Here is a 25,207-nt window from a genome sequence, read left to right on the forward strand (position 1 = left end):
CAGCGAAGCCGGACGCTAATACTGCGACGGCGAACGAGACGCCGGCTTGGACGGAGAACGCGGTCGTGTTTACGCGCGTCTTACCCTCATAGGTCCGTTGGCTCGTAGGTAGGAGTCTGCTACGGTCTCGACGGACCTTCGCCGAGACCTGAGAGAGGCTTAACCTGATGACCGAGCCGAGCGGCGCATTGGCGGCGTTAGAGCGACGCGTCGAAATACTGGAGGAGCGGGCCGAGATGGAATCCGGATTCCGTGCGGGGATCGAGCGTGACTTGGACACGATCAAAAGGCGCCAGCTCGCGCAGCACGAGTTGCTGCAAGCTACCTATCTCACTCAGAGTGAGCACAGCGGATGCTTGAGCAGGATCGAGACCTCTGTCATGAGGCACGGAATGATGCTCGCTGACCACGGTCAGAAACTGACCAACCTCGAAACGAAGATGACCAACCTCGAAACGAAGGTCACGACTCTCGAGGGTGGCGTCAGCCGGATCATCGGGATGCTCGACACGCTCATCGCACGCGAGAACTAGCCCCGACGCCCCCGGCGGCCAGCACGAGCAGCAGTTCGAACCGGGCGCCGGGGTCGTCCAACGACTCTCCGAGCAGGTCCCGAAGCAGCTTCAGTCGGTAACTCACCGTCTGCGGGTGAACGAACAGCTCCGCCGCGACCTCGTTCCGCGCCCCCCAGTGCCGCAACCAGCTGTGCAACGTCGTCAACAGGCGCTCGCGCTGCGACGGACGCAACGAATCCAGCGGCGCCAACCGCTGCGCCCGAAGCACCGCCAGCGCACCCGGTTCCCCCCGCAATGCCAGCGTCGCCAGGTGATCTTCGACGAACACCGGCTCCGGTGAGGACCCGCGCAACTCGGCAGTGAGCTCGGTCAGACGCACGGCTTCCGGCGTGCGCGCCCACTCCAACGACGGCCCGATCACGGCATGACGGCCGGCCGAAGAAGCCCGAGCGGCTGACTGCAGCAACAGCAGAGCGTCACGGTCCCGCTCGACCACGATCCCCGACGCACCGAACCGGAACCGTGCGTCGCGCGCTTGATCCGGCGGGAGCAGAACGGGCACCACGGTGTCCGGGAACGCCCAGCCGATCCGTGCCGCCGCCTCCCGCACCACGCTCTCCGCGGCGCCGCCACGCAGCAGCAACTCCGCGAACTGCCGACGGAGCCGGTCGCCTTCCCCCGCCTGCTCCCGCAGTTGCCGCGAATACCCCTCGGTGCTGCCCGCCGACAACTCGTCCACGAACGCGGTGATCGCGTCCGATAGGTCGATGAGCTCGGCCGCGCTCACCGGCCGGAGCTGGGCCAACGCCTCCCCGCAGGCTCGCATCATCAGGCGCGCGGCCGTCCGGAACGCCGCGAGCAGCACCTCCGGCCCACGTTCCTCCCGGGCCTCCGCGGCACCGAGGCCCAGGAACACCTCGCGCGTTTCCGGGGGGAGTGCCGGCGATGCGGTGCCGGCGAGGTCCAGGAACCGCTCCAACGCCACGGTGACCGCCGTCATCACGTCGCGGGAGAACTTCGGATCGGAAATGCCGCGGAAAGCCGGCGACGCTGCGGTCACCGCATCGGCGATGTCCCGCACGGTGTCCTCGAACCGGGGCCGCATCGCGGCGGCCAGGTCCGGTGGTAGTCGTTGCCACGGCGCTTCTATCCCCACGTGCTAAATCGTGCCCGATTTCTTGCTGATCCGGGGACGTCGATTTCGCTCGTCGAGACCGCCAGGATGAGAGCAGACTCCGGGAGGCCCGATGAAGCACCTGCGCTCGCGTCAGCACGTCGTCGACATGTGCCGCACTTTGCTCGAACGTGGCTACTTGAAGGCCACCGAGGGGAACGTCTCGGTGCGGGTGCCGAGCCAGGACTTCTATGCGGTAACGCCCAGTAACTACGACTACGACAAGATGCGGCCCGAGGACATCTGCCTGGTCGGCTTCGACGGGAAGCCGATTCCGGACGACGACGCGTCGGGGTTGGCGCCGTCGATCGAGTGCGGGATGCACGCGAACATCTACCGCGAGCGGCCGGACGTGAACGCGATCGTGCACACGCACCAGCCGTACGCGTCGGCGCTGGCGTTCCTGCGCAAGGAGATTCCGGCGCTCACCGACGAGCAGGTGCGGTTCCTCGGGCGCAAGGTCGCGATCATTCCGTATGCGCCGTCGGGTACGTCGTTCCTGGCGAAGAAGGTGCAGAAGCAGGTGGTGAGCGGCGACAACGCGTTCATCATCGCGAACCACGGGATCATCGCGGTCGGGACCGACCCGGATCGTGCCGTGTTCAACATGGCGTTGCTCGAGAAGGTGTCGCTGGCGTATCTGCTCGCGCTCACGACTGAGTCCGGCAAGGTCTACACGATTCCGGATGCGATCCGTGAGGTCGCGTTCAGCAAGCTCCGCAAGGACGAGAAGCGGATCGCCGCCCAGATCACGGCAGCCGTCCCGCCGATCCGCGTTCCCATCCACGAGGATCTGCCCAGCGTGGGCACCCCCGATCTCGCGGGCTCCGTCGCGCTCCAGCCAAGGGGCGCGACGGAGCCCGCGACCCTCCCAACCGCGCCTGCGGCTGCCGCCGACACCGAGAACACGCTCGCGTCCGCGGTGGCGGACCTGGCGTCCGCCGGGGGCGACGACCCCGCCGGTGCTCCGGCGAGTGTCGAACCCCGCGCGGCATCCGCGGGTGCGTCCGCGCACCTCACTGCCACTACCCACGCCGACGACGTCCCGCAGCCGATCGCGTCGGAGGCGGCAGAGCTCGGCTACGCGATCAGCGAATATCCGGACGTCCCCGACACGATGCGGCGTCTCAAGGCTCTCGTCGCCCAGCCGGTGCGGGGCCTGCGCCACGACGCCATGCTCGACGTCCTCAACTACTTCGAAACGAAGTGCACGGCCAGCAAGGAAATCACCGACCGCGCCAAGAAACGCATCCCGGGCGGCGTCCAGCACAACCTGGCCTTCAACTACCCGTTCCCACTCGCGATCGAGAAGGCCGAAGGCGCCTACCTCAGCGACCGCGACGGCAACACCTACATCGACTTCCTCCAGGCCGGCGGCCCGACGCTCCTCGGCAGCAACTACGCGCCGGTGAACGAGAAGGTCGCCGAGGTCATCAAGAAGAGCGGCCCCGTCACCGGCCTCTTCCACGAGTACGAACTCAAGCTCGCCGAAATCATCAACCGGTACATGCCGCACATCGAGATGTACCGCTCGCTCGGCTCCGGCACCGAGGCCGTGATGGCGGCGGTACGCGGCGCCCGCGCGTTCACCGGCAAGAACGTCGTCATCAAGGTCGGCGGCGCGTACCACGGCTGGTCCGACACGATGGTCTACGGCCTGCGCGTCCCCGGCACGTACCGGATGAACGCGAAAGGCATCCCGTTCGGCGCCACGAACAGCACCCGCGAGGCCTTCCCGCACGACTTGCGTCTCTTGAAGCGCAAGCTGATCGAGAACAGGGCAAGGGGTGGCACCGCCGCGGTCATCGTCGAGCCGGTCGGCCCCGAATCCGGCACCCGCCCGGTCCCACGCGACTACAACGCGAAGGTGCGCGAGCTCTGCGACGAGTTCGGCGCGCTGCTGATCTTCGACGAGGTCGTCACCGGATTCCGCATGGGCATGGGCGGTGCGGCCGGCTACTTCGGCGTCACCCCGGACCTGACCGTGCTCGGCAAGGCGGTTTCGGGTGGTTACCCGATGGCCGGTGGCGTCGGCGGCCGGTCGGACGTCATGGCGGTGTTCGGCTCCGGCCTCGACGGCAAGAACGGCTCGCACGTCCAGGTCGGCGGCACCTTGAGCGCGAACCCCCTCTCGTGCGCGGCCGGCTACTTCGCGATCGACGAGATGGCGCGCACCAACGCTCCCGTGAAGGCCGGGCGCGCCGGGGACCGCCTCACCCGTGGTCTGCAGCGCCTCATCGGCGATTTCGGGCTGCCGTACGTCGCCTACAACCAGGGCTCGATCGTCCACCTGGAAGTCAGTGGCGTGATGCTGCTCGACATGCGTCACCCGATGAAGCTTTTGAAGGAGAACAAGCCGCGTAAGCGGCTCATGGAGCAGATGAGCGCGGCCTATGCTGCGCACGGCATCATCACGCTGGCCGGGTCGCGCATGTACACGTCGATGGCGGACACCGACGAGGTGATCGACGACGCGCTGGATCGCTTCGAGCAGGTGTTCACCCTGGTGGAGGGCGTGTGACGGTAGAGCCCCAGGTGCTCGCGATCGACCTCGGCACCTCCGGCGTGAAGGCCGCGCTGGTCGCGGCCGACGGCACCGTGACCGGCTGGGCCGAGCGCGAGATCAAGCTGCACGTGCTGCCGGGCGGCGGTGCGGAGCAGGATCCGCGGGACTGGTGGGACGCGCTAGCCGAGGTCGTCGCTGACCTCGGCCGCGCCCACCCCGACCACCTGCGGGCCATCACCACGATCTGCTCCTCGACGCAGGGTGAGGGCACGATCCCTGTCGACGCAGCTGGGGAGCCGCTCACGCGCTGCATCACGTGGCTCGACATGCGTGGGGCGTCCCATCTGCGGAAACAGTTCGGTGGCTTTCCGGCCATGGACGGGATCGCGTTGCGCCGGATTCCGCGGTGGCTGCGGCTCACCGGCGGTATGCCGTCGACGACCGGCAAGGACCCCGCTGCGCACATGCTCTACGTCCGCGACGAGATGCCGGACGTCTACGAGCGCACGGTGTCGTTCCTCAACGTCCTGGACTGGATCAACCTCAAGCTGACCGGCCGCACGGTCGCGACAGTCGATTCGATCCTGACGTCGTGGGTCACCGACAACCGGCGGCCCGGGAACATCCGGTACTCCCCGGCCCTGGTCGCGGACTCCGGCATCGACCGCGACAAGTTCCCGCCGATCGTCGCCTGCACCGAGGTGATCGGGGAGTTGTCCCGGGAAGCCGCCGCCCACCTCGGTCTGCCGCTCGCCACCCAGGTCGTGGCCGGCGCGATCGACAACACCGCCGCCGCGGTCGGCGCCGGGACGGTCGCGGACAACCAACCGCACCTCTACATCGGGACGTCGTCGTGGATCGCCGCGCACGTCCGCCGGAAGAAGACCGACGTTCGGGCGCAGATCGCGTCGGTGCCGTGCGCGGTGCCCGACCGGTACCTGATGACCGCGCTGCAGGCCACCGCCGGTGCGAACCTCACGTGGCTGCGCGACAAGGTCGTCGAGTTCGACGATCCACTGGTGAGCGCCGGTCACGTGACCCGCGACGAGGGCTCGATCTTCGACGCGTTCGACCGCATCCTACCTTCGGTGCCGCCCGGCGCGAACGGCGTGCTCTACACGCCGTGGCTGTACGGCGAGCGCGCGCCGGTCGACGATCCTCGCCTGCGGGCGGGCTTCTTCAACATCTCGCTCGACACGAACCGCTCGGACCTGCTGCGCGCGGTGTTCGAGGGGGTCGCGTTCAACACGCGGTGGCTGACCGCTGCGGTCGACCGGTTCCTGGGCTCACCGATGACGTCGCTGGTGATCACCGGGGGAGGGGCCCGCTCGGACGCGTGGTGCCAGATCTTCGCCGACGTCCTCGGCGTCGAGATCCGCCGCGACGCCCGTCCCGTCGCGGTCAACGCCCGCGGTGCGGGCTGGATCGGCGCGGTGGGGGCCGGGTTGGTCACGTTTTCCGAGATCGGTGGCTTGGCTCAGAACGATCACTGCTTCCATCCCGACGCCGCCAAGCGCGCTGTTTACGACGAGCTCTTCGCGACGTACCGCACCCTCCACAAACAACTAGCCCCGGTCTACCGCAGACTCAACGCCTGACCAAAGCGAAAACTGGGGCCTCAACTAACAGCGCTGCGCACTGCAATACGCACTTGCGGCAGAGGTCCACAGTGTCTACTGTGGTGTCGTCAGGTTGGGCAGCCGCTCGGCGCCCTCCGGGCTTCCTGGCGCAGACATAGCTGTGCCCCGGGCCGCTTGCAAGCAGAGGCGAATCCCGGGGCGTACTGAGTCAACCTATCACGTCCAGATGATGACGGTCGACCTCCAGGGGAATAGTCATGTCCAGGTATGGCTGGATCCGTACTTCTTTATCGGGTCCGCGTTTCGCGCCGTACCTGCAGGCGTGTGTCAATTCCTACGACCGTGCGATTGATCTGTACTGGTGGAACGTGGATGCGTCCGCCGGCTTCTATGCGCCCCTGCACTGCTTGGAGGTTGGCCTCCGTAATGCTCTGCATGGCGAGTTGGCGCGGTACTACCACCGCGCCGACTGGTGGACGGTGTGTTCGCCAGGCGCTCCGGGTGAGCGCATGTTGCGGGACGCTCACTCGAAAACGCGGGTGGCTGTGGCCGTTGACGGACAGGCGGGCCAGGGCGGCAGCGACGACATAGTGGCTGCTCTGCCGTTCGGCTTCTGGGTGTCGCTGTTGAGTCGTCGCAACGAAGTTCAGATGTGGAGGCCAGCGCTCCACCGAGCTTTCCGTCCGCTGTACCGCGGGCCTCGCGGCGATCTGCATCAGCATCTGGACCACCTGCGCCTGTTTCGGAATCGCGTTATGCACCACGAGCCGATTCATCATCGCGATTTGCATGCCGACCGTCGTCGGATCTATGAGTTGGTGAACTACTTGTCACCGGACCTGGGGCGCGAGTTGGCTGGAGTCGATCGGCTGAGCGAAATCCTCGCGCGTTTTCCGCTGGCTCCTATCGGTGGCAATAGTGAGCCTTAGCGACGATCGGATGTCTCTGGCCGCGATTGCTCACGAGGCTGGCGTAACTCCCGCCGCAGTGAGTAACTGGCGACGGCGGCATCCAGACTTCCCGGCGCCGCTACCGGGATTCGAACCTATGGCGTTTCCGCGCGGAGCGGTGCTGGATTGGCTGGCGGCGCGCAGGGTTTCGAGGGCGTCGCCCCGGTTGTTCGCCGACGAACCGCCGTCTCCTGTCGAGGCGGGCGAGGCATCGCCCTTCCCGGATGGGATGTTGTTCGCACTCGCTGACGCCTTCCGTGGTGCGCTCGACTCGGTCGAAACGGGCGATATCATCCTGACGATGGTCTGGGCGCTGGGAGACCCAGAGCGAAGAAGCGACCTGACCGGAGCGATTCTGCGTGAGGACTGGTCTGCGGCAGTCGAGGTGATGACCTCGGCGTGGCCTCTCGACGCCCAGCCCGGGTGGACCCGCACTCTGGTGGGGTCCGGAGGGCGAGAGCAGTCGTTGCAGGCGGCGTTACAGAGCGCCGCGGCAAGGCTCGGATCCGTCATCCTCGAAGCAGAGCGAAGTGGCGGGGCATCAGGCGTCGCTTGCCTGTTTTCCTCGGCTTTGGAATGGCTGTCCGATCGGGAGGGAAAGCGGGGAGGAGAGTTCTCCACGCCGAGAACGGTGGTGGAGCTCGTAGTGGCACTCGTCGCACCGCGCCCGGGCGAGTCACTGTTCGATCCCTTCTGCAAGTCCGGAACGCTCTTGGCCGGAGCGGCAGACGCAATCCTGGTCGCGGGGCAGGACCCGCCTCCCGAACGCATAGCGGGCCAGACTCCCGACACTCGTACCTGGCGCCTGGCCGACATGAACCTTTCAGCGCGTGGAATCCGAAATGCTGTCGGCAGGCGCGCGGAAGATCCGATGCGTGTCGACCTATATGCCGGGGATCTGTTCGACCTGGTGCTCTGTAATCCTCCTTTCAACGTACGCTGGCCGGCCGATCCAGCGTGGAGTCTGCCGCAGTGGCGTTACTCGGTGCCGTCAGGAAAAATGACGAACCTCACCTGGCTTCAGCTAGCCCTGGCGAAGCTGGAGGTCGGGGGGCGCGCAGCCGTGCTTCTGCCGAATAATGCGGCGGTTTCCGAGAATTCGGCCGAGAGGCGGGCTCGGCTCGACCTGCTCGATAGCGACTTCGTCGAATGCCTTGTTGCTCTACCGGCACAGCTTTTTCCGGGAACAGCGATTCCCGTGACGCTGTGGGTCCTCCGTCGAGGCGAGAGAGCGAGAGCAGGCGAGGTCCTCTTCGTGGATGCCAGCGAGTTGGGGCACATGCAGGGACGTACGCGACGTGTTCTTCGGCGGCAGGACACCGATCGGATCGTGGCGGCCTACCGGAATTGGTCGGGAGACGCCCATCGCGACGTCGTTGGCTTCACTGAGTCAGTGGCTGTCGATCGATTGATCGAGTTCGGGGGTGACCTCAGCCCGCGAGCGCATGTCCGGCCCGCTGGTACGCCGACCGGCACGCGCGCTGCTGCGCTAGCTGTCGACCAGCAGGTAGCGCGGCTGCAGATATTGGAAGAGCGGATCCTTGGACTCGACTCCGAGATCGCGGGCCAACTAGCGAGACTGACATGGAAACCTTGATCGGCTCGGTGCCGGACAGCTGGCATCATGCTCTTCTGGCGGACGTTTGCGACATCCGGTCAGGCCCGTCCGGCCGCTTACGCAGTCGTCGCGTATCGACACATGACCGCGGGGTACCCGTGGTGTCTAGCGCAGACTTTCGCTTCAACGGGGTGAGCAAGGAACGCCTGCAGCGTGTTACCAGCGTGGACATTCGCGAGCTGTCGGCGTACCAACTCCTTGCAGGAGACGTCCTCACCGCCCGCACTGGAGACCTGGGCCGTCAAGCTTTGATCGGTGACGAAGAGCAGGGCTGGCTGTTCGGAACGGCATGCATGCGGCTTCGTCCGCGGAACGAGGTTTTGTTTCCGAAGTACTTGCTCTTCTACCTGGCGCACGAACGCGTCGTCGAGTGGATTCGCCGCCACGCAACCGGGTCAGCGATTCCCTCCATCAGCGCGAAAGCCCTGGGCTCCCTGCCCATCCCTCTACCTCCCCTGATGCGTCAGGAGGCGATCGCGCGGACTCTGGCGTTGCTCACTGAGAAGGCCGCGCTCCACGACGAGATTTCCAGGACCACGGCTGCGCTGCGGGATTCGCTGCTTCCGGTCCTGTACCGAGGCGATGCATCGGTCGAGAATCCTTGATCCCGGTCAGAGGATGAAGCGGCCGGCGGTGTTGCGTAGGGCTATGCCGAGGCGGGTTTTGGGGACCAGGAGGCCGGCGCCGAGGGCTATGCGTTGTTGCTTGGGGGTGGTGAGTTTGCGGTGCTCCGCTTCGTAGGCGGCGAAGCCGTGACCCTCGGCCAGGGCGCGCGCCAGCGTGTAGGCACCGGCCATGGCCAGGCTCGAGCCGTCGCCGAGTAGCGAGACGCAGGACGCGGCATCGCCCACGAGCGCGACCCGTTGCGTCGACCACCTCGGCAACCGCACCGCGCTCACAGCGTCGAAATAGAGGTCTGTGGTTTGCCGGACCTGCTCCAGCAGGGCCGGCACCCGCCAGCCGGCGTCCCGGTACACCGTGGTGACGATGTGCTTCTGGCGGTCGAGGTCGCGGTATTCGGAACTGGGAAGCGCCGGGCCGCGGAAGATGAACGCGGCACCGGCCTCGCCGCGCGCGGGGTGCAGAGCGACCAGGCGTCGCGGCAGGTTGTAGAGCATGACGTCGTGCGGTTCCGCGGGCGTGCCGCCGAGCGCGACGGTCGCGACGTAGAGGCCCGCGTGGTGCACGAACCGCTCTTCCGGGCCGAACGCCAGGCGCCGGACCGTGGAGTGCAGCCCGTCGGCCCCGATCACGTAGTCGAACCGGCGAGGTGCGGTGCGTTCGAAGGAAACTTCCACGCCCCCCGCGTCGTCGTGCAGCGCGGTGATCGTGTCGTCGAAGAGGAATTCGGCGTCGTGTTCGGCGGCGCGGTAGAGCACGGCCGCCAGGTCGGTGCGGGTCAGTTCGATCTCCTCGCCGTCGCCCAACGGAACACGGATGCGAGTGCCGACGACACGCATGCCCGTGGCGTGCGTCGCGTGTTTCCGCAGTTCGGGGAGGAGCCCCATCTTCGTGGCGACCGGTAACGCCGGGCCACGGACGTCAACCGGGTTGCCGCTGGACCGCGGGCCGGCCGAGCGCTCCACGACCGTGGGGCGGAAGCCGCTGCGAGCCAGCCAGTACGCGAGTGTCGGGCCGGCCACGCCGGCGCCGGAGATCAGCACGGAGGTCATTGTTCAACGATAAACGCACTGAGTGCAGATTTGCAATGAGTGCCGAAATGCAGTGGGTGCCGTACGATCGGACGCATGTCATTGCGCGATCGGAAGCGGGCCAGGACGCGGCAGGCGCTGGTGGCAGCAGCCGCCGACCTGTTCGAGCGGCACGGCTACGAGCGCACGACGATCGCCGACATCGCGGCGGCGGCCGAGATCGGGACGCGCACGTTCTTCAGCTACTTCCCGACCAAAGAGGACCTGCTCTTCCCGGAAACCGACGCGCGTCTGCGGGCCGCGGAGGAGGCGATCGACGGTCGCAAGCCGGACGACCGCCCGGCCGACGTGCTGCTCACCGCGCTGAAAATCGTGGGGGAGGACAGCGACGACCTGAGCAGTCGGTATGCCGCGCTGCGGCTCTACCTGGTGCGGAGGGTGCCCGCGGTGCGGGGCCGTGCCCTGCAGATCCAGGCCGAGGTGTCCCGCGAGATCGCGCGTCACCTCGCCGCGGCGTTCCCGGACGAGCTGGACGAGGTGACTGCCGCCGCGATGGTGGGAGCGTTCACCGGTGCGGTGACCGGTGCGTTGCAGGTGCTGCTCGAGGATCTGGACGCTCTGCCGGCGCCCGACGTCGTGCAGGCGGCCGTGGAACGCGCCACGGCAGTAGCCCTGCGTCCGTGGAGTCATCCCGATTCTCACTGAGTGATGAGGATTGGTCGCGTTTAACAACAGTTAGGGCCATCATCGGACGGGCACTGCTGCTCTTCGGAGAGGTGGCCCCGGTGTACCAACAGGTGCTGGATCCCGTCGCTCATTCACTCGCGTGGAGTTCGCTGATCGCGGCGATCCCGCTACTCGTTCTGTTCGTCCTACTCGGAGTGTTCCGGCTCCGTGCATGGGTTGCGTCGCTGGTCGCGCTGGCTGTAGCGCTGATCGTCGCGATCGCGGTGTACGGCATGCCGGTGGGACAGGCGGTGCTCGCCACGTCCGAGGGTGCTGCGTTCGGCTTCTTCCCGATTCTGTGGATCGTCATCAACGCGATCTGGGTCTACAACATGACCGTCGAGACCGGACACTTCGACGTGCTCCGGCGGAGCTTCACGTCGATCAGCGACGACCGGCGGATCCAGGCGATCATCATCGCGTTCTCGTTCGGGGCGTTGATCGAGGCGCTGGCCGGGTTCGGGACGCCGGTGGCGGTGACGTCGGTGATGTTGATGGCGCTGGGGTTCTCGCCGATCAAGTCGGCGGTGCTGGCGCTGACCGCGAACACCGCTCCGGTGGCGTTCGGGGCGATGGCGACGCCGATTCTGACGCTCGGCACGGTGACGGACATCGACAGCGACACGCTCGGGGCGATGGTGGGGCGGCAGACGCCGATCCTCGCGATCTTCGTTCCGCTCGTTCTCGTGTTCATCGTGGACGGTGCGCGCGGGCTGCGTGAGACGTGGCCGTACGCGCTGGCCTGCGGTCTGGTGTTCGGATTCGCGCAGTACGTGACGTCGAACTTCATCTCGGTGCCGCTGGCGGACGTCGTGGCGTCGCTGTTGTCGGTGGCCGCCCTCGTGGTGGCGGTGCGGCTCCGCCGTCCGATCGCGTCTCCGGTGACGGCCCATGCGTTGGCCGCGGAAGGTCCCGGCGGGGCTGACCCCGGCGCGGCAGATCCGGACGAGCGGCCGGCGGCCCGCGGCGGAACCGACGCCTCAGCGGCGCCTGGGCGCGAGGCGGCGCCTGGGCGTGAGGCGGCGCCTGGGCGTGAGGCGGCGCCTGGGCGTGAGGCGGGGGAAGAGCGAGGCGGAACGGCCGTGCTGCCCGACTCTCGGGCGGAGGTCGTGCGTGCTTACGCTCCGTACGCGATCATCATCGGCGTCTTCGTGATCTGTCAGATCGGACCGGTGAAGGAGTTCCTGGAGCGGGCGACCACGATCGTCGACTGGCCGGGTCTGCACCTGACCAACACGGCCGGGAAAGAGCTCTCGTCGGTGGCGTTCAAGTTCAACTGGTTCACGACGCCGGGCACGCAGATGCTGGTCGCGGGCCTGATTACGATGATCGTGCTGAAAGTGTCGGTAGGTCGGGCGTTACGCGCGTACGGCGCGACACTCAACCAGCTGAAGTGGGCGATCCTCACCGTGATGGCCGTGCTCGGCTTGGCGTTCGTCATGAACGCGTCCGGGCAGACCGTCACTCTCGGTACCTGGATGGCGGGCGCCGGTGGGCTGTTCGCGCTGATCTCGCCGATCCTCGGCTGGCTCGGCGTCGCGGTGACCGGATCCGACACGTCGGCCAACTCGCTGTTCGGAGCGCTGCAGGTGACGGCCGCGAACCAGGCCGATCTGTCGGCGACGTTGATGGCCGCGTCGAACAGCTCGGGCGGCGTGCTGGGCAAGATGATCTCGCCGCAGAACCTGGCGATCGCCGCTGCCGCGGTAGGGCTGGACAACCGCGAGGGCGACATCTTCCGGCGGGTGGTCGGGTGGAGCCTGGTGTTCCTGGCCGGCATCTGTCTGCTCAGCTGGCTCCAGTCCACCGCGGTGCTGTCGTGGATGGTGCCCTGACCACTTGAAATGGGCCGGCCGGTTGGCCGGCCCATTTCTCTGCCCTACCGAGCCCGGTGGGGGATCACTCGAGGCGAACCTTCGGACGCACCGGCGAGCCCCCCGAACCACCGGACGTCGACGACCTCGTGGCCGCGGTGCTTCGCGGTCTCCTCTGACGGCGGCGGGGGCCGGCGGGTTACGGTCTAGTTTCCGCGCCAGGAGAGAAGAGGCACACGGTGCAGCCGCACGAGTCCGCCCGGGGACCGCACGTGTTGCGGCAGATCAACTCTCGCGCCGTGTTGCGGGCGATCCGGGAGCACTCGCCGGCGCGGGTGGCCGACCTGATGCAGGCGACCGGGCTTTCACGGCCGGCCGTCACCAGGGCGGTCGCGGAGCTGCGTGACGCCGGGCTGGTCGCGGACGTCGACGAGACCGCGCAGGTCTCGATGGGACGTCCGGCGCAGTGGATCCGGTTCCGCGCCGAGGTGGGGTACGTCGTCGGTGTCGACGTGGGGTCGCACAAGGTCGTCGCGATGGTGGCTGACCTGGCGGGCAACGTCGTGGCGTCGCGGCAGATGGCGAGCGGTGAGCGTCTGCTGCAGTCGGTGCGCGACACGATCGCCGAGGCGCTGGCGAAAGCCGACCTGACCGGCGACGACGTGTGGGCGATCGTCGTCGGCACGCCGGGAATCGTCGAGGAGAGCAGCGGTGAGGTGCTGCTCGCACCTGGCATCCCCGGGCTGGCGCACCTTCCCGTGCTCGACGAACTGCGCACGATCACGGAAAGTCCCGTGCTGATCGAGAACGACATCAACCTCGCGGTGCTCGGCGAGCGGTGGCGCGGTGCGGCGGTCGGCAGCGACAGCCTGGTGTTCGTGCACTGGGGCGTCCGGATCGGCGCCGGCATCATCATCGACGGCAAGCCGTACCGCGGGGCGAGTGGTGCGGCCGGTGAGATCGGGTTCGTCGACGTGTTCTCCGGGCTCGACGGCCCGGATCCGGCGCCGCTGCTCGGCGCGCGGGCGGCCAACGCGGTCAGCGAAAAGGGCGCGTTCGAGCACGCCGTGGGCGCGCAAGCCATCGCCGAGCTGGCCGAAGCCGCCGACGCCCTCGCGCCGTCTCCCGACGCCGTCGCGGCCGTGTTCGCCGCGGCGACCGAGGGGGACGAGCACGCGCTCGAGGTGGTGGACCGGATCGCGGCCCGGTTCGCCCGCGGTCTCGCGGCGTTGCTGCTCATCCTCGACCCCCGCGAAGTCATCATCGGTGGCGGTCTGTCGCGGGCGGGGGAGACCCTGCTCACTGCCATTGACCGGCACCTTCGCCCGCGGATCCTGACGTCGCCGCGGCTGATCCTCTCCGACCTCGGCAGCGACGCAGTGGCGCTCGGCGCGGTCCGTCGCGCCCTCGATCACGCGGAGCAGCGCCTCCCATAACGAGTGGGTCACGTACCTGGGGACCGATTGACGTACGTCACACCTGCGCGATACTAACGATCCATTCGTTAATAACCCCCAGTCCTCGATAACTCTGTCTCGTTCGAAGGAAGGAAGCCGCATGGGTGCAACAGGCAGGACGCGCTGGATCGCGCGTCTGGCCGGTGCGACTGCGCTGGCCTTGGGGCTGGCCGCGTGCAGCGGCGGCACCGGTGCCAGCGACGCCGACAACTCCGGTGGTGGCGACAGCGCCAAGGAGATCAAGGTCGTCATCGCCGAATACAGCAAGGACCACACGGCCACCTTCTGGAACGCGTTCAAGAAGACGTACGAGGACAAGACCGGCGTCAAGCTGAACCTGCAGATCATCAGCTGGAACGACATCGACCAGCAGGCCAGCACGATGGTTCAGAACGGCAACCCGCCGGACATCCTGAACCTCAACGCGTATGCCAGCTACGCCAAGGACGGGTTGCTCTACAACTCCGACGAGGTGCTCACCGACGCCGTCAAGTCGGACCTCATCGACGCGTTCGTCAAGAGCGGCACGTACAACGGCAAGTTCTACGGAATGCCGGACCTCTCGTCGGCGCGGGCCCTGTTCTACAACAAGGACCTGTTCGCCAAGGCCGGCATCGCCGCGCCGCCGAAGACGTGGGACGAGTTCGTCGCCGACGCCAAGAAGGTGCAGGCGCTGGGCAACGGCTCGATCGGATACGCGCAGCCGCTTGGCCCGGAAGAGGCCCAGGCCGAGTACTCGATCTGGCTGTTCAACAACGGTGGCGACTGGAAGTCCGACGGCAAGTGGACGATCAACTCCGCGAAGAACGTCGAGACGCTGCAGTTCCTGAAGGACCTCTCGGCCAAGGACAAGGTCACCCAGAACAACCCTGGGAAGACCAACCGCACCGACGGCGCCTTCCCGCTGTTCACCTCGGGTAAGGCCGGCATGATCGTCGGCTTCGGTCCGCTCCAGGGCGACCTCGACACCAAGTACAAGAACGTCAAGTACGGCATCGCTCCGATGCCGACGAAGGACGGCAGCGCGCCGCAGACCTACGGCGTCACCGACTACCTGATGTCGTTCAAGAAGAGCGGCAACCAGGACGCGGTGAAGAAGTTCTACGAGCTCTACTACGCCAAGGACCAGGTCAACACCTGGATCAAGTCCGAGGGCTTCCTTCCGGTCACCAAGTCCGGCCTGGAGGAGTTCTCGAGCGAGGCGTCGCTCAAGGTCTACCTGGACACGCTGCCGAACATCCACCTGACCCCGACCGACGACCCGGCCTGGGACAAGATCAAGCTCGCCGTTCAGCAGAACCTCGGCACCGCGGTCTCCCCGTCGGGTGACCCGAAGGCCGTGCTCGACGACCTGCAGAAGACCGCAGAGAACGGCGGCTGACATGGCGTTCCGGGCTGACTCCAAGCCCGGCGCCGTCACCGACAGCCCGGCGCCCGCCTCCAGCAACGGGGGCGGTGCGCCGGGTGCGGGCGCGCCGGTCAAAAAGATCCGGAAGACGACGCGGGGCCGCGCGCCGTGGTGGGTGGCGCTGATCTGGCTCGGCCCCGCCCTGGTCCTGATCTTCGGCGTCGTGATCTATCCCGCGATCGAGCTGGTCCGGGCGTCGACCGGCGATTACTCCATCACCGGTCTGCGGCGCGGCTCGGCGGGCGTCGACAACTACTCGCACGTCCTTTCGCATCCGGCGTTGGGCACGGTGCTGCTGAACACCCTGATCTGGGTGGCGGCGGTCGTGATCATCACGATCGTGCTGAGCCTGGGTCTCGCCCAGTTCCTGTCGAAGGACTTCTTCGGGCGGCGCCTGGTGCGCTGGGCCGTGCTGGTGCCGTGGGCGGCGTCGCTGGTCATCACCGCGCGCCTGTTCACGCTGATCTTCGACTACTACCACGGCATCCTGAACGTCTTCCTGACCAAGCTGCACATCATCGACGAGCCGATCGACTGGCTCGGCAACGACACTTGGACGATGCCGTCGATGATCCTCGTCGGCGTCCTGGTCTCGATTCCGTTCACCGCGTACGTGCTGCTCGCCGGCTTGAACGCCATTCCGGACGACGTGCACGAGGCCGCGCGCATCGACGGTGCGAGCGCCTGGCAGGCCTATCGCCGGGTGACGTTCCCGCTGCTACGGCCCGCGCTGCTGGTGAGCGCCGTGCTCAACATGATCTACGTGTTCAACTCGTTCCCGATCGTCTGGACGCTCAACGACCGGAACCCGGGTTACACGCACGACACGACGATCACCTTCATGTACAAGCTCGCGTTCAAGAGCGCCGACCGTGACGTGGGCGCCTCCGCGGCGGCCGGTGTGTTCAACGTCCTCCTGATCCTCGTCGCGGTCGTCGTGTACCTGCGGCTGGTGAAGTGGCGAGAGGAGGAAGCATGAGTTGGCGGCAGATCCGGCCGGTGGCGTTGCCGATCTTCGGGCTGCTGGTGGCGATCGTCTTCCTGGCCCCGTACATCGTGATGCTGCTGGACTCGGTGCGTCCGGGGTCGGAGGCGCTGGCGTCGCCGCCGACGTTCCTGCCCCAGCACTGGCAGTTGGACGCCTACGGCGAGATCCTCGGCGACTCGCGGTTCCAGAACTGGCTGAAGACGTCGCTGCTGGTGTCGCTGGCCTCGACCGTGATCGTCATCCTGGTCGCGATCCCGGCGGCGTACTTCAGCGCGCGTTTCAAGTTCCCGGGCAAGACCGCGTTCCTGTTCCTGGTGCTCGTCACGCAGATGTTCGCGCCCACGTCGCTGGTCGTCGGCATCTACCGCGAGTTCTTCGAGCTGTCGATGGTCAACACCTACGGCGCGCTGATCCTCACGAACTCGGCGTTCAACCTGGCGTTCGCGGTCTGGATCCTGCACGGATTCTTCGCCGCGTTGCCGCGTGAGCTCGAAGAGGCCGCCGAGCTGGACGGCAACGGCCGGGTCGGCACGATGCTGCGCGTCATGCTCCCGCTCACGCTGCCGGGCGTCGTCACCGCGACGATCTTCACGTTCATCGCGGTGTGGAACGAGTACGTCGTCGCGCTGACGCTCATGCAGGACGACGACAAGAAGCCGCTGACCGTCGGTATCAGCTCGTACGTCACTGGCTACGACCAGAACTGGGACCAGCTGTTCGCGGCGTCGATCGTCGCGATCGTGCCGGTCGTCATCCTGTTCGCGGTCATCGAGAAGCACCTGGTGGGCGGGTTGACCGCCGGATCGGTCAAATGACGGGCCCGTCAGTCGTCACGCTCGACATCGGAGGGACGACGATCAAGGGCGCCCGGGTGGGCGCCGACGGGCGGGAGCTGGCCCGGCTCGACCGGGACACCGGTGCGTCGCTCGGGGCGGCCGAGGTGGTGTCCCGGGTGCGGGGCGTCGCCCGGGAGCTGGCCGACGCCGGCACGGTCGGCGTCGGACTGTCGGTGCCCGGCATCGTCGACACCGCGGCCGGGATCGCGCGGCACGCCGTCAACCTCGGCTTCCGGGACACCCCGCTGGCCGCGGAGGTCGCCGCGGAGGTCGGCGTCCCGGTCGTGCTGGAGCAGGACTGTCGCGCGGCAGCGGTGGCGGAGAGCGAGATCGGGCTCGGGCGCGACGCCCGCGACCTGATGGTCGTCGTGCTCGGTACCGGCGTCGCGGCGGGGCTGATCGTCGACGGCCAGCCGCTGGCGGGCGCCGATGGTAGCGCCGGCGAGCTCGGTCACCTGCCGGTGTACCCGGACGGTGAGGACTGCGCCTGTGGTCAGCGGGGCTGCCTGGAGGTCTACGCGTCGGCGTCCGGGATCGCCCGCCGCTACGCGGCAGCGGGCGGGACTTTGCCCGGAGCCACCGCCGCGGACGTCGCTTCGAATCTGGATTCCGACGTCGTGGCCGCGCGCGTCTGGCGCGAAGCGACCGAGACGCTCGGGCTGGCGCTGGCCACCGCGACGCTGCTGCTCGACCCGGCGTTGATCGTGCTGGCGGGCGGACTCACCGGTGCCGGCGACACGCTGCTGCGGCCGGTACGGGCCGAATTGCAGAAAGCGCTGGCGTGGCGGGAGGCGCCGCCGGTCGCGAACAGCCCGCTCGGCGGCTCGGCCGGGCGGCTCGGCGCCGCCATCCTCGCGTGGCGCGCAGCGGGGTACGAAGACGTCGTCCTACGCGACGCCGGCTGACCCCGCGACCGAATCGGGCCCATCCGCACGGCGGACGGGCCCGATTCGTAGAGTCGGAGCGTGCGTGACGCTGATCTCCGCGGTGTGTGCAAAGAACTCGGGATACCGGGATTCGCCGATGTGCACGTCCACTTCATGCCCGAGCGGGTGCTCCGCAAGGTGTGGGCCTACTTCGATGCGCTCGACGTCCTCGAGTGGCCGATCGAGTACCGGCTCGACGAATCCGCGCGGTTGGAGCAGCTCGCCTCATTGGGCGTCGTTCGGCACACGGCATTGCTCTACCCGCACAAGCCGGCGATGGCCGCCTGGCTGAACGAGTGGGGTCTTTCGTTCGCGAAGGACGCGCCGAACTGTGTGCCGACCGGCACGTTCTTTCCGGAACCCGGCGCCGCCGACTACGTGCGCGCTGGGCTGGAGAACGGCCTCCGTGCGTTCAAAGCGCACGTGCAGGTCGGCGCGTACGACCCCCGCGATCCGCTGCTCGACGACGTCTGGGGTCTCCTCGCCGACGCCGGGGTCCCGGTCGTGTGCCACTGCGGCAGCGGGCCGATGCCGGGGAAGTTCACCGGGCCGGGCCCGATCGGCGAGGTGCTGGCCCGCCACCCGTCGCTGACGCTCGTCGTCGCGCACCTCGGGCAACCGGAGTACGCCGAGTTCCTCGCGCTCGCCGACGCCTACCCCAACGTCCACCTCGACACGACGATGACGTTCACCGACTTCGTCGAGCGCCTCGCGCCGTTCCCGCCGTCGTTGAAACCCCGGTTGCGCGACTCGTTCGACCGGATCGTGCTCGGCTCGGACTTCCCGAACATCCCGTACCCCTACGCCCATCAGATCGAGAGCCTGGTGCGCCTCGACCTCGGCGACGACTGGCTGCGAGCGGTGCTGCACGACAACGGCGAGCGGTTGCTCAGTCCAGCATCGTGAGCAGTTTGCTCAGCGTGTTCCAGTTGCGGGCGGTGCCCGCTGCGCGGGCCTCCTTCGGGAAGCGCTTCTCGAAGAACGGCGGGCTCAGCTTCGCTTTGCGGACGCCGTCCGGGTACCAGACGTAGACCTCGCGCTGCCCGACGGCCATCACCTCGGGGGCGTACGTGGCCGGGTCGACCGCGTCCAGGTCCGCATCGGCGGCCGGCGCGGACAGGAACGTGACGAGCAGCTTCGACGGGTCGTCGGCCACATCGGCGAGCGGGTTGGTGCCCACGATGCGGCGGAAGTCGTCCTCGTCCCGCACCAGAACGCGCACTGTCAGGTCGAGTTCGCGGGTGATCGCCTCTTCGATCTCGACGGCGATCGAGTCCGGATCAGTGCGTTCGCTTCGAAACAGTGCGTTACCGCTCTGCAGGTACGTGCTGACGTCCGTGAGGCCCAGGTCGGTCAGCAGCGTGCGCAGATCGGCCATCGCTATCCGCTGGTGGCGGCTGACGTTGATGCCGCGGAGGAGCGCGAGGTAGGCGGTCACGTCGTCATCCTTGCGTACCCAGCGGACGCCCGCTGCGGGACCGCGCCGAAGGTTCCCGGAATTCGGATGTATTTCGATCAGCTGAATTCCGTCAGCTGTACCCCTTTCGGAGAGTGACGCACGCGCTTTTGCGCCACCTCGTTATCTGCCGGAGATTGGCGCATTCCGATGTGATCGAAAGTGCTTCGGGATCGTACTCATTGGACGGTTATCGACGGTGTGCCGCGGCTGTCGATCGGGGGCAAGCTGGCTGCGGTACCCCTGATGAGCAGGTGCGAAGCACCGTCGGCTTGGAATTATTTCGCTCCGAATGCCTTGACGGACAAAGGCGTTCGGTAATCGTTCCGCAACGCTTTGTTACCTGGAGGAGTAGATCAGGTGCAAATCCCAGATCTTCGTTAAGCCCAGTGGAAGCAGCGTTAAGTGCGCGCTAGGGTGCTGGATGTGCCGTAGGCGACGACGGCGACTCGCTGCTGCGGAAATAGCCGTTTACCACCGCGCGGTGAATGGTGTCACCGTGATGGAGGTCTTGGGGCATGCCGGGAATTGACGAGAGCCTGCAGCGTGCGATGGCGATCGCCGGCGCTCGCGGGGCCAACATCGTCGACTTCACCAGCGGCCTCGTCGTCGGCACGGTGGGGGACTGGCCGTACGGCGGTCCCGACGCGGCCGCGGCCGGCGCCACCGAGGTGGTACGCGCTGCGCGTGACAACTCGGCGTTCGTCGGGCCGGAGCGGTTCGGTGGCCCGGGTGACGGGGAAGACCGTTGGGAGGACATCGTGCTCACCGCACAGGGGCGCTACGACCTCCTGCGTTTCCTCCATACGCAGTTCGACGGCCGGTTCTTCCTCCATCTCTGGCTCGATCGCAGCCAGAGCAACCTCGCGATGGCCCGTCTGGAGCTCCGTCGCCTCGCAGACGAGCTGGTATTGCAATGAGCGCGGTGGCTGCCACGCTTCGCGAGCTCGCGACGCTGGGTGCGACCGGAGCGCTGCACGTCGAGGCGTTTTCCGGAGCGGTGCTGTACCTGCGGGACGGGGCGGTCACCCACATCGACGCCGGTTCGGCGCCGGGGATCGGTACGTTGCTGACCGCGTCCGGGCGGCTGTCGAAGGACGTCTGGGAATCCGTGCTCACTGTGGGCGGGCCGACCAGTCGGGTCGGGGCGCTGCTCGTCGAGCAGGGGTATCTCAGCCAGGGTGAGCTCGAGCTCTGCGTCAACGGTGCGCTGTTCGACGCGGCGTTCTTCGCGCTGACGCTCGAGCCGACGTCGGTGAAGTTCGTCGAGGGTGAGCGGTCGTGGTTCGGTGGCACGCTCCGTGTCGACGTCGAGCGGCTCGTGCGTGAGGTCGCGCATCGGCGGGACCAGCTGACCGCGGTGTTCCCGTCGTCGGAGTTCGACGACGCGGCGCTCACGCTGGTCGCGCGCCTGCCCAAGGATCAGGTCGTCGTCGACGGCCTGCGCTGGGAGTTGCTGCTCAACGCCGACGGGCGGCGGACGCCGCTCGAACTGGCGCGGGTGCTGGGGCGTGGTGGGTACGCGACGCTGCTGGAAGTGCGGCGGCTCGCGGCGATCGGCCTCGCGTTGCCGCCGTCGGCCACCGGCGCGGCGGCGCGTCCGGCGGTGACGCCGTACCGTCCCGCGGTCGGCCGCACCAAGCCGCTGAACGGTGCCGTCCCACCGTCGATCGGCGCAGCCGCACCGTCGATCGGTGCAGCCACGCCGTTGATTGGTGCAGCCACGCCGTTGATCGGTGCGGCCTCGGCGGCGAACGGAACGCCGGCAGCCGGGTCGACGCTGTCGGAGTTGTTCGGGCCCGGCGACCGGCGGGGTGTCACCGAGCCCGTACCTCCGGCCCCGGCCGCGTCGCCTCCGCCGGTCGCGGCCGGCGAGAGCGCGCTGGCCCCGTTGCCGCGGCGCGTGAACGGCGCCGGCTCGAACGGCGCTGGCTCGAATGGCGTCGGTTCGGACGGCGTCGGTTCGGACGGCGTCGGTTCGGACGGCGTCGGTTCGGACGGCGTCGGTTCGGACGGGGCAGTGGGGCTGCCGCCGTTGCCTCGGCGGGGGGACTCGGTCGGGGCGGAGCGGGCCGGTGGAGAGCAGATCCAGCCGTTGCCGCCGCTGCCCAAGCGGATCCCCACCCGGGTCGTCCGGCCGAGCCAGCAGGCCCGCGCGCCGCAGGACCCCGGAGAGCCCGCACCCGCCCGGGCGGCGAGCACCGGGCCGCGGTGGCCCTCGCCACCGCCGGAGGTCTACGCGGAAGCGCCGTCGATCTCCTCGTTGCGCCGGTTCCGTGACGCCCTGCAGGGATTCTCCTGACCACCTCCGACCCCACGCCTAGCCGAGAAGGGAGACACATGGACAACCTCGAGCACGAAGTGCTGACCGAGATCCGGGCCCTCCGTGACCGGGTCCGGTTCGTCTCGGGCAGCCTCGTCTCCCGAGCGGACGGGCTGCTGATCGCGCACGACACCCACGGCGTGCAGCCGGAGGGCATGGCCGCGCTGTCCGCGACGACGCTCGGCCTCTCCGAGCGTGTCGCGGTGGAAGCCGGTCACGGGCGGTTCCAGGAAGCGCTGGTGCGGGGCGCCTACGGGTACGTCGTCACGTACGCGGCCGGCACCTACGCGGTGCTGACCGTGCTGGCCACCTCCGAGACCAACCTCGGCCGCCTGCACCTGGAGGCCCGGGGTCTCGCCGACCGCGTCGGCGCGCTCGTGGACGCCGCGGAGGGCACCGCGCGCGGCACCCTGGGTGGTTGGCACTGAACAGCAACCGGTGGTGGGCACGCGCGCGTGGACGGCATCGCCGTTCCACGGCGTCGGACGCCGAGGTCCCCCAAGTCACGGCCGACGCGGGCGCCGTGGGTGCCGTGATGAACGGCAGCGCGCCCCCGCCCGCTCCGGCCTCGGGCGGCTCGGCCGCGCCGCCGTCGACCGGACCCGGCCCTGGCCCCGGACCAGGATCTGGATCTGGGGCCGGACCTAGGGCCGAGGAGCGGTACGACGCGGACGCCGAGTACCCGGTCTTCGCCCGCGCTCCGGTCGACGAGGAGTACGTCGCCTCGTCGTTCCTCCCACCGGGAGCGAGTCCGCCGGAAGCAAAGCCACCGGAAGCGGGTCCGCCGCCCGCGGAACCCACGCCCGGGCCGCCGACGGAGGCACGCGCGGCGCCTGCGCGAGCCGCGCCGGAGGCGCAACAAGGACCGGTCGCCGATCGGACCGGCGACAGTAGTGACAGTCAAGACAAAAATGTACGAACAGGAGTAGACGTAATGAACCTGGAAGCCTCGCTCAAGGAAGCCATGAACATCGAGGGCGCGATCGGTGTCGCGCTCATCGACTACAACAGCGGGATGCCGCTGGGCACGCTCACCTCGGTGTCGGACCTGGACCTCGACATCATCGCCGCCGGCACCACGGACTTCGTCCGGGCGAAGATGCGCACGCTCGAGCTCATGCGTCTCGACGAGCCGATCGAGGACATCCTCGTCACGCTGGTCACCCAGTACCACGTGATCCGTCCGGTCACCTCGCGGTCGGGCAAGGGCCTGTTCATGTACCTGATGCTCGACAAGACCCGCGCCAACCTCGCGCTGGCCCGCCACAAGCTCACCCGCATCGAACGCGAACTCGAGGTCTGAGGGGCGGCCCGCTCAGAACAACGCTGCCGAGCGGGCGGCAGGACTTGAGTATCACTTATACGCGGCGTCCTGCCGCCCGATCGGCAGCGTTGCCCTGAGCGGGCTCCAGGTCACTGCAAATGCAAACAGCGATGCCCGGCAGCCAACGGCTGCCGGGCATCGCTGTTTCAGAGAACGTGCTGGCCGTACATCTCGCCCAGGGGGTCGGCGATGAGTTCTATGCGGGCGCCGTCGGGGTCGCGGAAGTAGACGGAGACGCCGCTGTGCACGGCGTGCTCGACGCCCGAATCGCGCAGCTTGCGGACCAGGTACTCCCACTTCTCCGGCTCCACCGAGATCGCCACGTGGTGGAGACCACCCAACACCTCGGCGTACGGCCCGACGTCGAGCCCGGGGAAGTCGAAGAACGCCAGCAGGTTGCCGTTGCCGATGTCGAAGAAGAAGTGCGACGACCCGGGGTAGTCGCGGTTCTCGATCAGCTCGGTGAGCGGGAACTCCAGCAGATCCTGGTAGAACCAGATCGTCCGCTCGACGCTGCTGCTGATCAGCGCGGTGTGGTGCAGTCCACGCGCCGACGACGCCGGGCGCACCCCGTCGGGCTGCAGGTACGTGTCACGGAGCAATCCACGCTGCTTCTCGATTGCGGCCAGATCCGTCATGATCGCTCCCCGAGCGTCGTGTGCATCTCCCAGACGAGTATCTCGGCCGGTTCGCCCGTGGTCACGCGCAGGCCGCCCGCGGCGGTCGCGCGCACAGCGTCGCCCTGAGCAAGAAGGCCCGCGTTTTCCAGCTCAACCGCACCACTGGCGACGAAGACGTGCAGGTACGGCGCGTCCGGTAGCTGCACGGACGTGCCCGGCCGTAGCCGGGCCGCGGAGAGCGCGGCGTCTTTCTGCTTGATGCGGACCGCAGCCGCGTGCCTCGGAAGGCCGGACGCGACCGGCGTCAGTTCTCCGGTCAGCAGTTCGGACGCGATGTCGGCCTGCTCGTAGCCGGGGTCGATCCCGGCCTCGTCGGGCGTGACCCAGGCCTGGACGAACCGCACCGGCTCGGCCGAGTCGTTCTTCTCCGAATGCAGGACGCCGCGGCCGGCGCTCATCCGCTGGGCGAGCCCGGGGTGGATGACGCCGGAGTTGCCCATCGAGTCCGCGTGCGCCAGCGACCCTTCCAGCACCCACGTCACGATTTCCATGTCGCGGTGCGGGTGGGTGTCGAAGCCGGCGCCCGGGCGGACGACGTCGTCGTTGTGGACGACCAACAGCCCGTGGTGGGTGTTGTCAGGCTGGTAGTGCACGCCGAACGAGAACGAGTGCCTGGAATCCAGCCACTCGGTCTCCGTCCGGTCGCGGGACGCGGACCGACGGACGTCGATCTTCGATTGCATGCGCCCCAGTAAATCCTGGGTCAGGCGTTCTTGATCGCCGAGACCTCGAACTCCAGCGTGATCTTGTCGCTGACGAGCACGCCACCGGTCTCGAGCGCGGCGTTGAAGGTGATTCCGAAGTCGCCACGGTTGATCGTCGCAGAGCCCTCGAAGCCGATTCGGGTGTTGCCGAACGGGTCCTTCGCAGCGCCCTCGAAGGCGAACGGGATCGTGATCGACTTCGTCACGTCCTTGATCGTCAGGTCGCCGGTCACCTCGTAGTTGTCGGCGTCGTTCGCGCGGACCGAGGTCGTGACGAACGTGATCTCCGGGTAGGTCTCCGGGTCGAGGAAGTCGTTCGTGCGCAGGTGGCCGTCGCGCTGCTCGTTGCGGGTGTCGACGCTGGCGGACTTGATCGTGATCTTGGCGGACGACTTCTCCGGGTTGTCACCGTCGACGACGGCCGAGCCCTCGAACTCGTTGAACGAGCCGCGGACCTTCGTGACCATCGCGTGGCGGGCGACGAAGCCGATCCGGGTGTGGGCCGGGTCGAGGGTGTACTCGCCGGACAGGTCGGACAGGGCGAAGGCGGGGGCGGTCATGTCGAACTCC

Annotated in this window: 24 protein-coding genes; 18 read left to right on the plus strand and 6 right to left on the minus strand. The window is 67.9% G+C overall.

Annotated features, from left to right (window positions below):
• Nucleotides 1-167 precede the first annotated feature (167 nt).
• On the plus strand, nucleotides 168-533 hold the full coding sequence (locus ACGFY5_RS04950; RefSeq protein ID WP_392717406.1) for a hypothetical protein: 366 nt from the start codon (nucleotides 168-170) through the stop codon (nucleotides 531-533).
• On the opposite strand, the gene ACGFY5_RS04955 is transcribed toward ACGFY5_RS04950, so the two are convergent.
• Nucleotides 514-1,671 (minus strand): PucR family transcriptional regulator, encoded by a 1,158-nt coding sequence (locus ACGFY5_RS04955; protein ID WP_392717408.1) that lies wholly within the window; start codon nucleotides 1,669-1,671, stop codon nucleotides 514-516. The two genes, ACGFY5_RS04950 and ACGFY5_RS04955, sit on opposite strands and share 20 nt — an antisense overlap.
• A 91-nt stretch (nucleotides 1,672-1,762) precedes the next feature.
• On the opposite strand from ACGFY5_RS04955, the gene ACGFY5_RS04960 reads away from it, so the two are divergent.
• The 5 genes from ACGFY5_RS04960 to ACGFY5_RS04980 all read left to right on the plus strand — a co-directional run bounded on the left by ACGFY5_RS04960 (nucleotide 1,763) and on the right by ACGFY5_RS04980 (nucleotide 8,948).
• On the plus strand, nucleotides 1,763-4,210 hold the full coding sequence (locus ACGFY5_RS04960) for an aminotransferase class III-fold pyridoxal phosphate-dependent enzyme (RefSeq protein ID WP_392717410.1): 2,448 nt from the start codon (nucleotides 1,763-1,765) through the stop codon (nucleotides 4,208-4,210).
• Complete coding sequence (locus tag ACGFY5_RS04965; RefSeq protein ID WP_392717412.1) at nucleotides 4,207-5,793, plus strand: FGGY-family carbohydrate kinase; 1,587 nt, start codon at nucleotides 4,207-4,209, stop codon at nucleotides 5,791-5,793. Before ACGFY5_RS04960 ends, ACGFY5_RS04965 begins: the two co-directional genes overlap by 4 nt.
• A gap of 239 nt (nucleotides 5,794-6,032) precedes the next feature.
• Complete coding sequence (locus ACGFY5_RS04970; protein WP_392717414.1) at nucleotides 6,033-6,704, plus strand: hypothetical protein; 672 nt, start codon at nucleotides 6,033-6,035, stop codon at nucleotides 6,702-6,704.
• 187 nt (nucleotides 6,705-6,891) lie between these two features.
• Nucleotides 6,892-8,322, plus strand: a complete 1,431-nt coding sequence (locus tag ACGFY5_RS04975; RefSeq protein ID WP_392717416.1) for an N-6 DNA methylase — start codon at nucleotides 6,892-6,894, stop codon at nucleotides 8,320-8,322.
• The gene (locus ACGFY5_RS04980; protein WP_392717418.1) at nucleotides 8,310-8,948 is read left to right on the plus strand and encodes a restriction endonuclease subunit S; all 639 of its coding nucleotides are present in this window, start codon (nucleotides 8,310-8,312) and stop codon (nucleotides 8,946-8,948) included. Before ACGFY5_RS04975 ends, ACGFY5_RS04980 begins: the two co-directional genes overlap by 13 nt.
• Before the next feature lie 6 nt (nucleotides 8,949-8,954).
• Here ACGFY5_RS04980 and ACGFY5_RS04985 read toward each other — a convergent pair whose 3' ends face one another.
• Complete coding sequence (locus tag ACGFY5_RS04985) at nucleotides 8,955-10,016, minus strand: FAD-dependent monooxygenase (protein ID WP_392717420.1); 1,062 nt, start codon at nucleotides 10,014-10,016, stop codon at nucleotides 8,955-8,957.
• Nucleotides 10,017-10,091: 75 nt separating this feature from the next.
• Here ACGFY5_RS04985 and ACGFY5_RS04990 point away from each other — a divergent pair, with 75 nt between their 5' ends.
• From ACGFY5_RS04990 to ACGFY5_RS05025, 8 genes are all read left to right on the plus strand, one after another.
• The gene (locus ACGFY5_RS04990; protein ID WP_392717422.1) at nucleotides 10,092-10,700 is read left to right on the plus strand and encodes a TetR/AcrR family transcriptional regulator; all 609 of its coding nucleotides are present in this window, start codon (nucleotides 10,092-10,094) and stop codon (nucleotides 10,698-10,700) included.
• Nucleotides 10,701-10,780: 80 nt separating this feature from the next.
• On the plus strand, nucleotides 10,781-12,556 hold the full coding sequence (locus ACGFY5_RS04995) for an L-lactate permease (protein WP_392717424.1): 1,776 nt from the start codon (nucleotides 10,781-10,783) through the stop codon (nucleotides 12,554-12,556).
• Nucleotides 12,557-12,774: 218 nt separating this feature from the next.
• Nucleotides 12,775-13,971: an ROK family transcriptional regulator gene (locus ACGFY5_RS05000; protein ID WP_392717426.1), complete on the plus strand. Its 1,197-nt coding sequence runs from the start codon at nucleotides 12,775-12,777 to the stop codon at nucleotides 13,969-13,971.
• Nucleotides 13,972-14,092: 121 nt separating this feature from the next.
• Nucleotides 14,093-15,373: an extracellular solute-binding protein gene (locus ACGFY5_RS05005; RefSeq protein ID WP_392717428.1), complete on the plus strand. Its 1,281-nt coding sequence runs from the start codon at nucleotides 14,093-14,095 to the stop codon at nucleotides 15,371-15,373.
• A gap of 1 nt (nucleotide 15,374) precedes the next feature.
• The gene (locus ACGFY5_RS05010; RefSeq protein WP_392717430.1) at nucleotides 15,375-16,379 is read left to right on the plus strand and encodes a carbohydrate ABC transporter permease; all 1,005 of its coding nucleotides are present in this window, start codon (nucleotides 15,375-15,377) and stop codon (nucleotides 16,377-16,379) included.
• Entirely contained in the window at nucleotides 16,376-17,203 is an 828-nt protein-coding gene (locus tag ACGFY5_RS05015; protein ID WP_392717432.1) for a carbohydrate ABC transporter permease, read from the plus strand. The genes ACGFY5_RS05010 and ACGFY5_RS05015 overlap by 4 nt, the downstream gene beginning before the upstream one ends.
• On the plus strand, nucleotides 17,200-18,129 hold the full coding sequence (locus tag ACGFY5_RS05020; RefSeq protein WP_392717434.1) for an ROK family protein: 930 nt from the start codon (nucleotides 17,200-17,202) through the stop codon (nucleotides 18,127-18,129). Before ACGFY5_RS05015 ends, ACGFY5_RS05020 begins: the two co-directional genes overlap by 4 nt.
• Before the next feature lie 60 nt (nucleotides 18,130-18,189).
• Nucleotides 18,190-19,056, plus strand: a complete 867-nt coding sequence (locus ACGFY5_RS05025; RefSeq protein ID WP_392717436.1) for an amidohydrolase family protein — start codon at nucleotides 18,190-18,192, stop codon at nucleotides 19,054-19,056.
• On the opposite strand, the gene ACGFY5_RS05030 is transcribed toward ACGFY5_RS05025, so the two are convergent.
• A complete protein-coding gene (locus ACGFY5_RS05030; protein ID WP_392717438.1) occupies nucleotides 19,040-19,588 on the minus strand; it encodes a DUF1697 domain-containing protein in 549 nt (182 codons plus the stop codon). The genes ACGFY5_RS05025 and ACGFY5_RS05030 overlap by 17 nt on opposite strands.
• A gap of 536 nt (nucleotides 19,589-20,124) precedes the next feature.
• On the opposite strand from ACGFY5_RS05030, the gene ACGFY5_RS05035 reads away from it, so the two are divergent.
• The 4 genes from ACGFY5_RS05035 (at nucleotide 20,125) to ACGFY5_RS05050 (ending at nucleotide 23,232) form a co-directional block, all read left to right on the plus strand.
• Nucleotides 20,125-20,526, plus strand: a complete 402-nt coding sequence (locus ACGFY5_RS05035) for a hypothetical protein (RefSeq protein WP_392717440.1) — start codon at nucleotides 20,125-20,127, stop codon at nucleotides 20,524-20,526.
• Between the two features lie 5 nt (nucleotides 20,527-20,531).
• On the plus strand, nucleotides 20,532-21,908 hold the full coding sequence (locus ACGFY5_RS05040; RefSeq protein ID WP_392717442.1) for a DUF4388 domain-containing protein: 1,377 nt from the start codon (nucleotides 20,532-20,534) through the stop codon (nucleotides 21,906-21,908).
• Nucleotides 21,909-21,946: 38 nt separating this feature from the next.
• The gene (locus ACGFY5_RS05045) at nucleotides 21,947-22,357 is read left to right on the plus strand and encodes a roadblock/LC7 domain-containing protein (protein WP_392717444.1); all 411 of its coding nucleotides are present in this window, start codon (nucleotides 21,947-21,949) and stop codon (nucleotides 22,355-22,357) included.
• A gap of 506 nt (nucleotides 22,358-22,863) precedes the next feature.
• Nucleotides 22,864-23,232 carry a hypothetical protein gene (locus ACGFY5_RS05050; protein WP_392717446.1) on the plus strand — a complete coding sequence of 123 codons (369 nt, stop codon included), beginning with the start codon at nucleotides 22,864-22,866 and terminating at the stop codon, nucleotides 23,230-23,232.
• Between the two features lie 167 nt (nucleotides 23,233-23,399).
• Here the strand turns inward: ACGFY5_RS05050 and ACGFY5_RS05055 are convergent, their stop codons facing one another.
• From ACGFY5_RS05055 to ACGFY5_RS05065, 3 genes are read right to left on the minus strand one after another with little or no spacing between them, the layout of a single operon-like run.
• Complete coding sequence (locus ACGFY5_RS05055; protein WP_392717448.1) at nucleotides 23,400-23,891, minus strand: VOC family protein; 492 nt, start codon at nucleotides 23,889-23,891, stop codon at nucleotides 23,400-23,402.
• Nucleotides 23,888-24,616, minus strand: a complete 729-nt coding sequence (locus ACGFY5_RS05060; RefSeq protein WP_392717450.1) for a pirin family protein — start codon at nucleotides 24,614-24,616, stop codon at nucleotides 23,888-23,890. The genes ACGFY5_RS05055 and ACGFY5_RS05060 overlap by 4 nt, the downstream gene beginning before the upstream one ends.
• Before the next feature lie 20 nt (nucleotides 24,617-24,636).
• Nucleotides 24,637-25,197, minus strand: a complete 561-nt coding sequence (locus tag ACGFY5_RS05065; protein ID WP_392717452.1) for a YceI family protein — start codon at nucleotides 25,195-25,197, stop codon at nucleotides 24,637-24,639.
• Between the last annotated feature and the right edge of the window lie 10 nt (nucleotides 25,198-25,207).

The sequence above is a fragment of the Cryptosporangium sp. NPDC048952 genome (assembly GCF_043197895.1).
Classification (GTDB): Bacteria; Actinomycetota; Actinomycetes; order Mycobacteriales; family Cryptosporangiaceae; genus Cryptosporangium.

What these genes read in the sequence shown, in the direction of transcription:
- ACGFY5_RS04950 (WP_392717406.1), top strand. Translation starts at nt 168, where the DNA reads ATGACCGAGCCGAGCGGCGCATTGGCGGCGTTAGAGCGACGCGTCGAA.
- ACGFY5_RS04960 (WP_392717410.1), top strand. Translation starts at nt 1,763, where the DNA reads ATGAAGCACCTGCGCTCGCGTCAGCACGTCGTCGACATGTGCCGCACT.
- ACGFY5_RS04970 (WP_392717414.1), top strand. Translation starts at nt 6,033, where the DNA reads ATGTCCAGGTATGGCTGGATCCGTACTTCTTTATCGGGTCCGCGTTTC.
- ACGFY5_RS04980 (WP_392717418.1), top strand. Translation starts at nt 8,310, where the DNA reads ATGGAAACCTTGATCGGCTCGGTGCCGGACAGCTGGCATCATGCTCTT.
- ACGFY5_RS04985 (WP_392717420.1), bottom strand. Translation starts at nt 10,016, where the DNA reads ATGACCTCCGTGCTGATCTCCGGCGCCGGCGTGGCCGGCCCGACACTC.
- ACGFY5_RS04990 (WP_392717422.1), top strand. Translation starts at nt 10,092, where the DNA reads ATGTCATTGCGCGATCGGAAGCGGGCCAGGACGCGGCAGGCGCTGGTG.
- ACGFY5_RS05005 (WP_392717428.1), top strand. Translation starts at nt 14,093, where the DNA reads ATGGGTGCAACAGGCAGGACGCGCTGGATCGCGCGTCTGGCCGGTGCG.
- ACGFY5_RS05010 (WP_392717430.1), top strand. Translation starts at nt 15,375, where the DNA reads ATGGCGTTCCGGGCTGACTCCAAGCCCGGCGCCGTCACCGACAGCCCG.
- ACGFY5_RS05015 (WP_392717432.1), top strand. Translation starts at nt 16,376, where the DNA reads ATGAGTTGGCGGCAGATCCGGCCGGTGGCGTTGCCGATCTTCGGGCTG.
- ACGFY5_RS05020 (WP_392717434.1), top strand. Translation starts at nt 17,200, where the DNA reads ATGACGGGCCCGTCAGTCGTCACGCTCGACATCGGAGGGACGACGATC.
- ACGFY5_RS05035 (WP_392717440.1), top strand. Translation starts at nt 20,125, where the DNA reads ATGCCGGGAATTGACGAGAGCCTGCAGCGTGCGATGGCGATCGCCGGC.
- ACGFY5_RS05045 (WP_392717444.1), top strand. Translation starts at nt 21,947, where the DNA reads ATGGACAACCTCGAGCACGAAGTGCTGACCGAGATCCGGGCCCTCCGT.
- ACGFY5_RS05050 (WP_392717446.1), top strand. Translation starts at nt 22,864, where the DNA reads ATGAACCTGGAAGCCTCGCTCAAGGAAGCCATGAACATCGAGGGCGCG.
- ACGFY5_RS05055 (WP_392717448.1), bottom strand. Translation starts at nt 23,891, where the DNA reads ATGACGGATCTGGCCGCAATCGAGAAGCAGCGTGGATTGCTCCGTGAC.
- ACGFY5_RS05060 (WP_392717450.1), bottom strand. Translation starts at nt 24,616, where the DNA reads ATGCAATCGAAGATCGACGTCCGTCGGTCCGCGTCCCGCGACCGGACG.
- ACGFY5_RS05065 (WP_392717452.1), bottom strand. Translation starts at nt 25,197, where the DNA reads ATGACCGCCCCCGCCTTCGCCCTGTCCGACCTGTCCGGCGAGTACACC.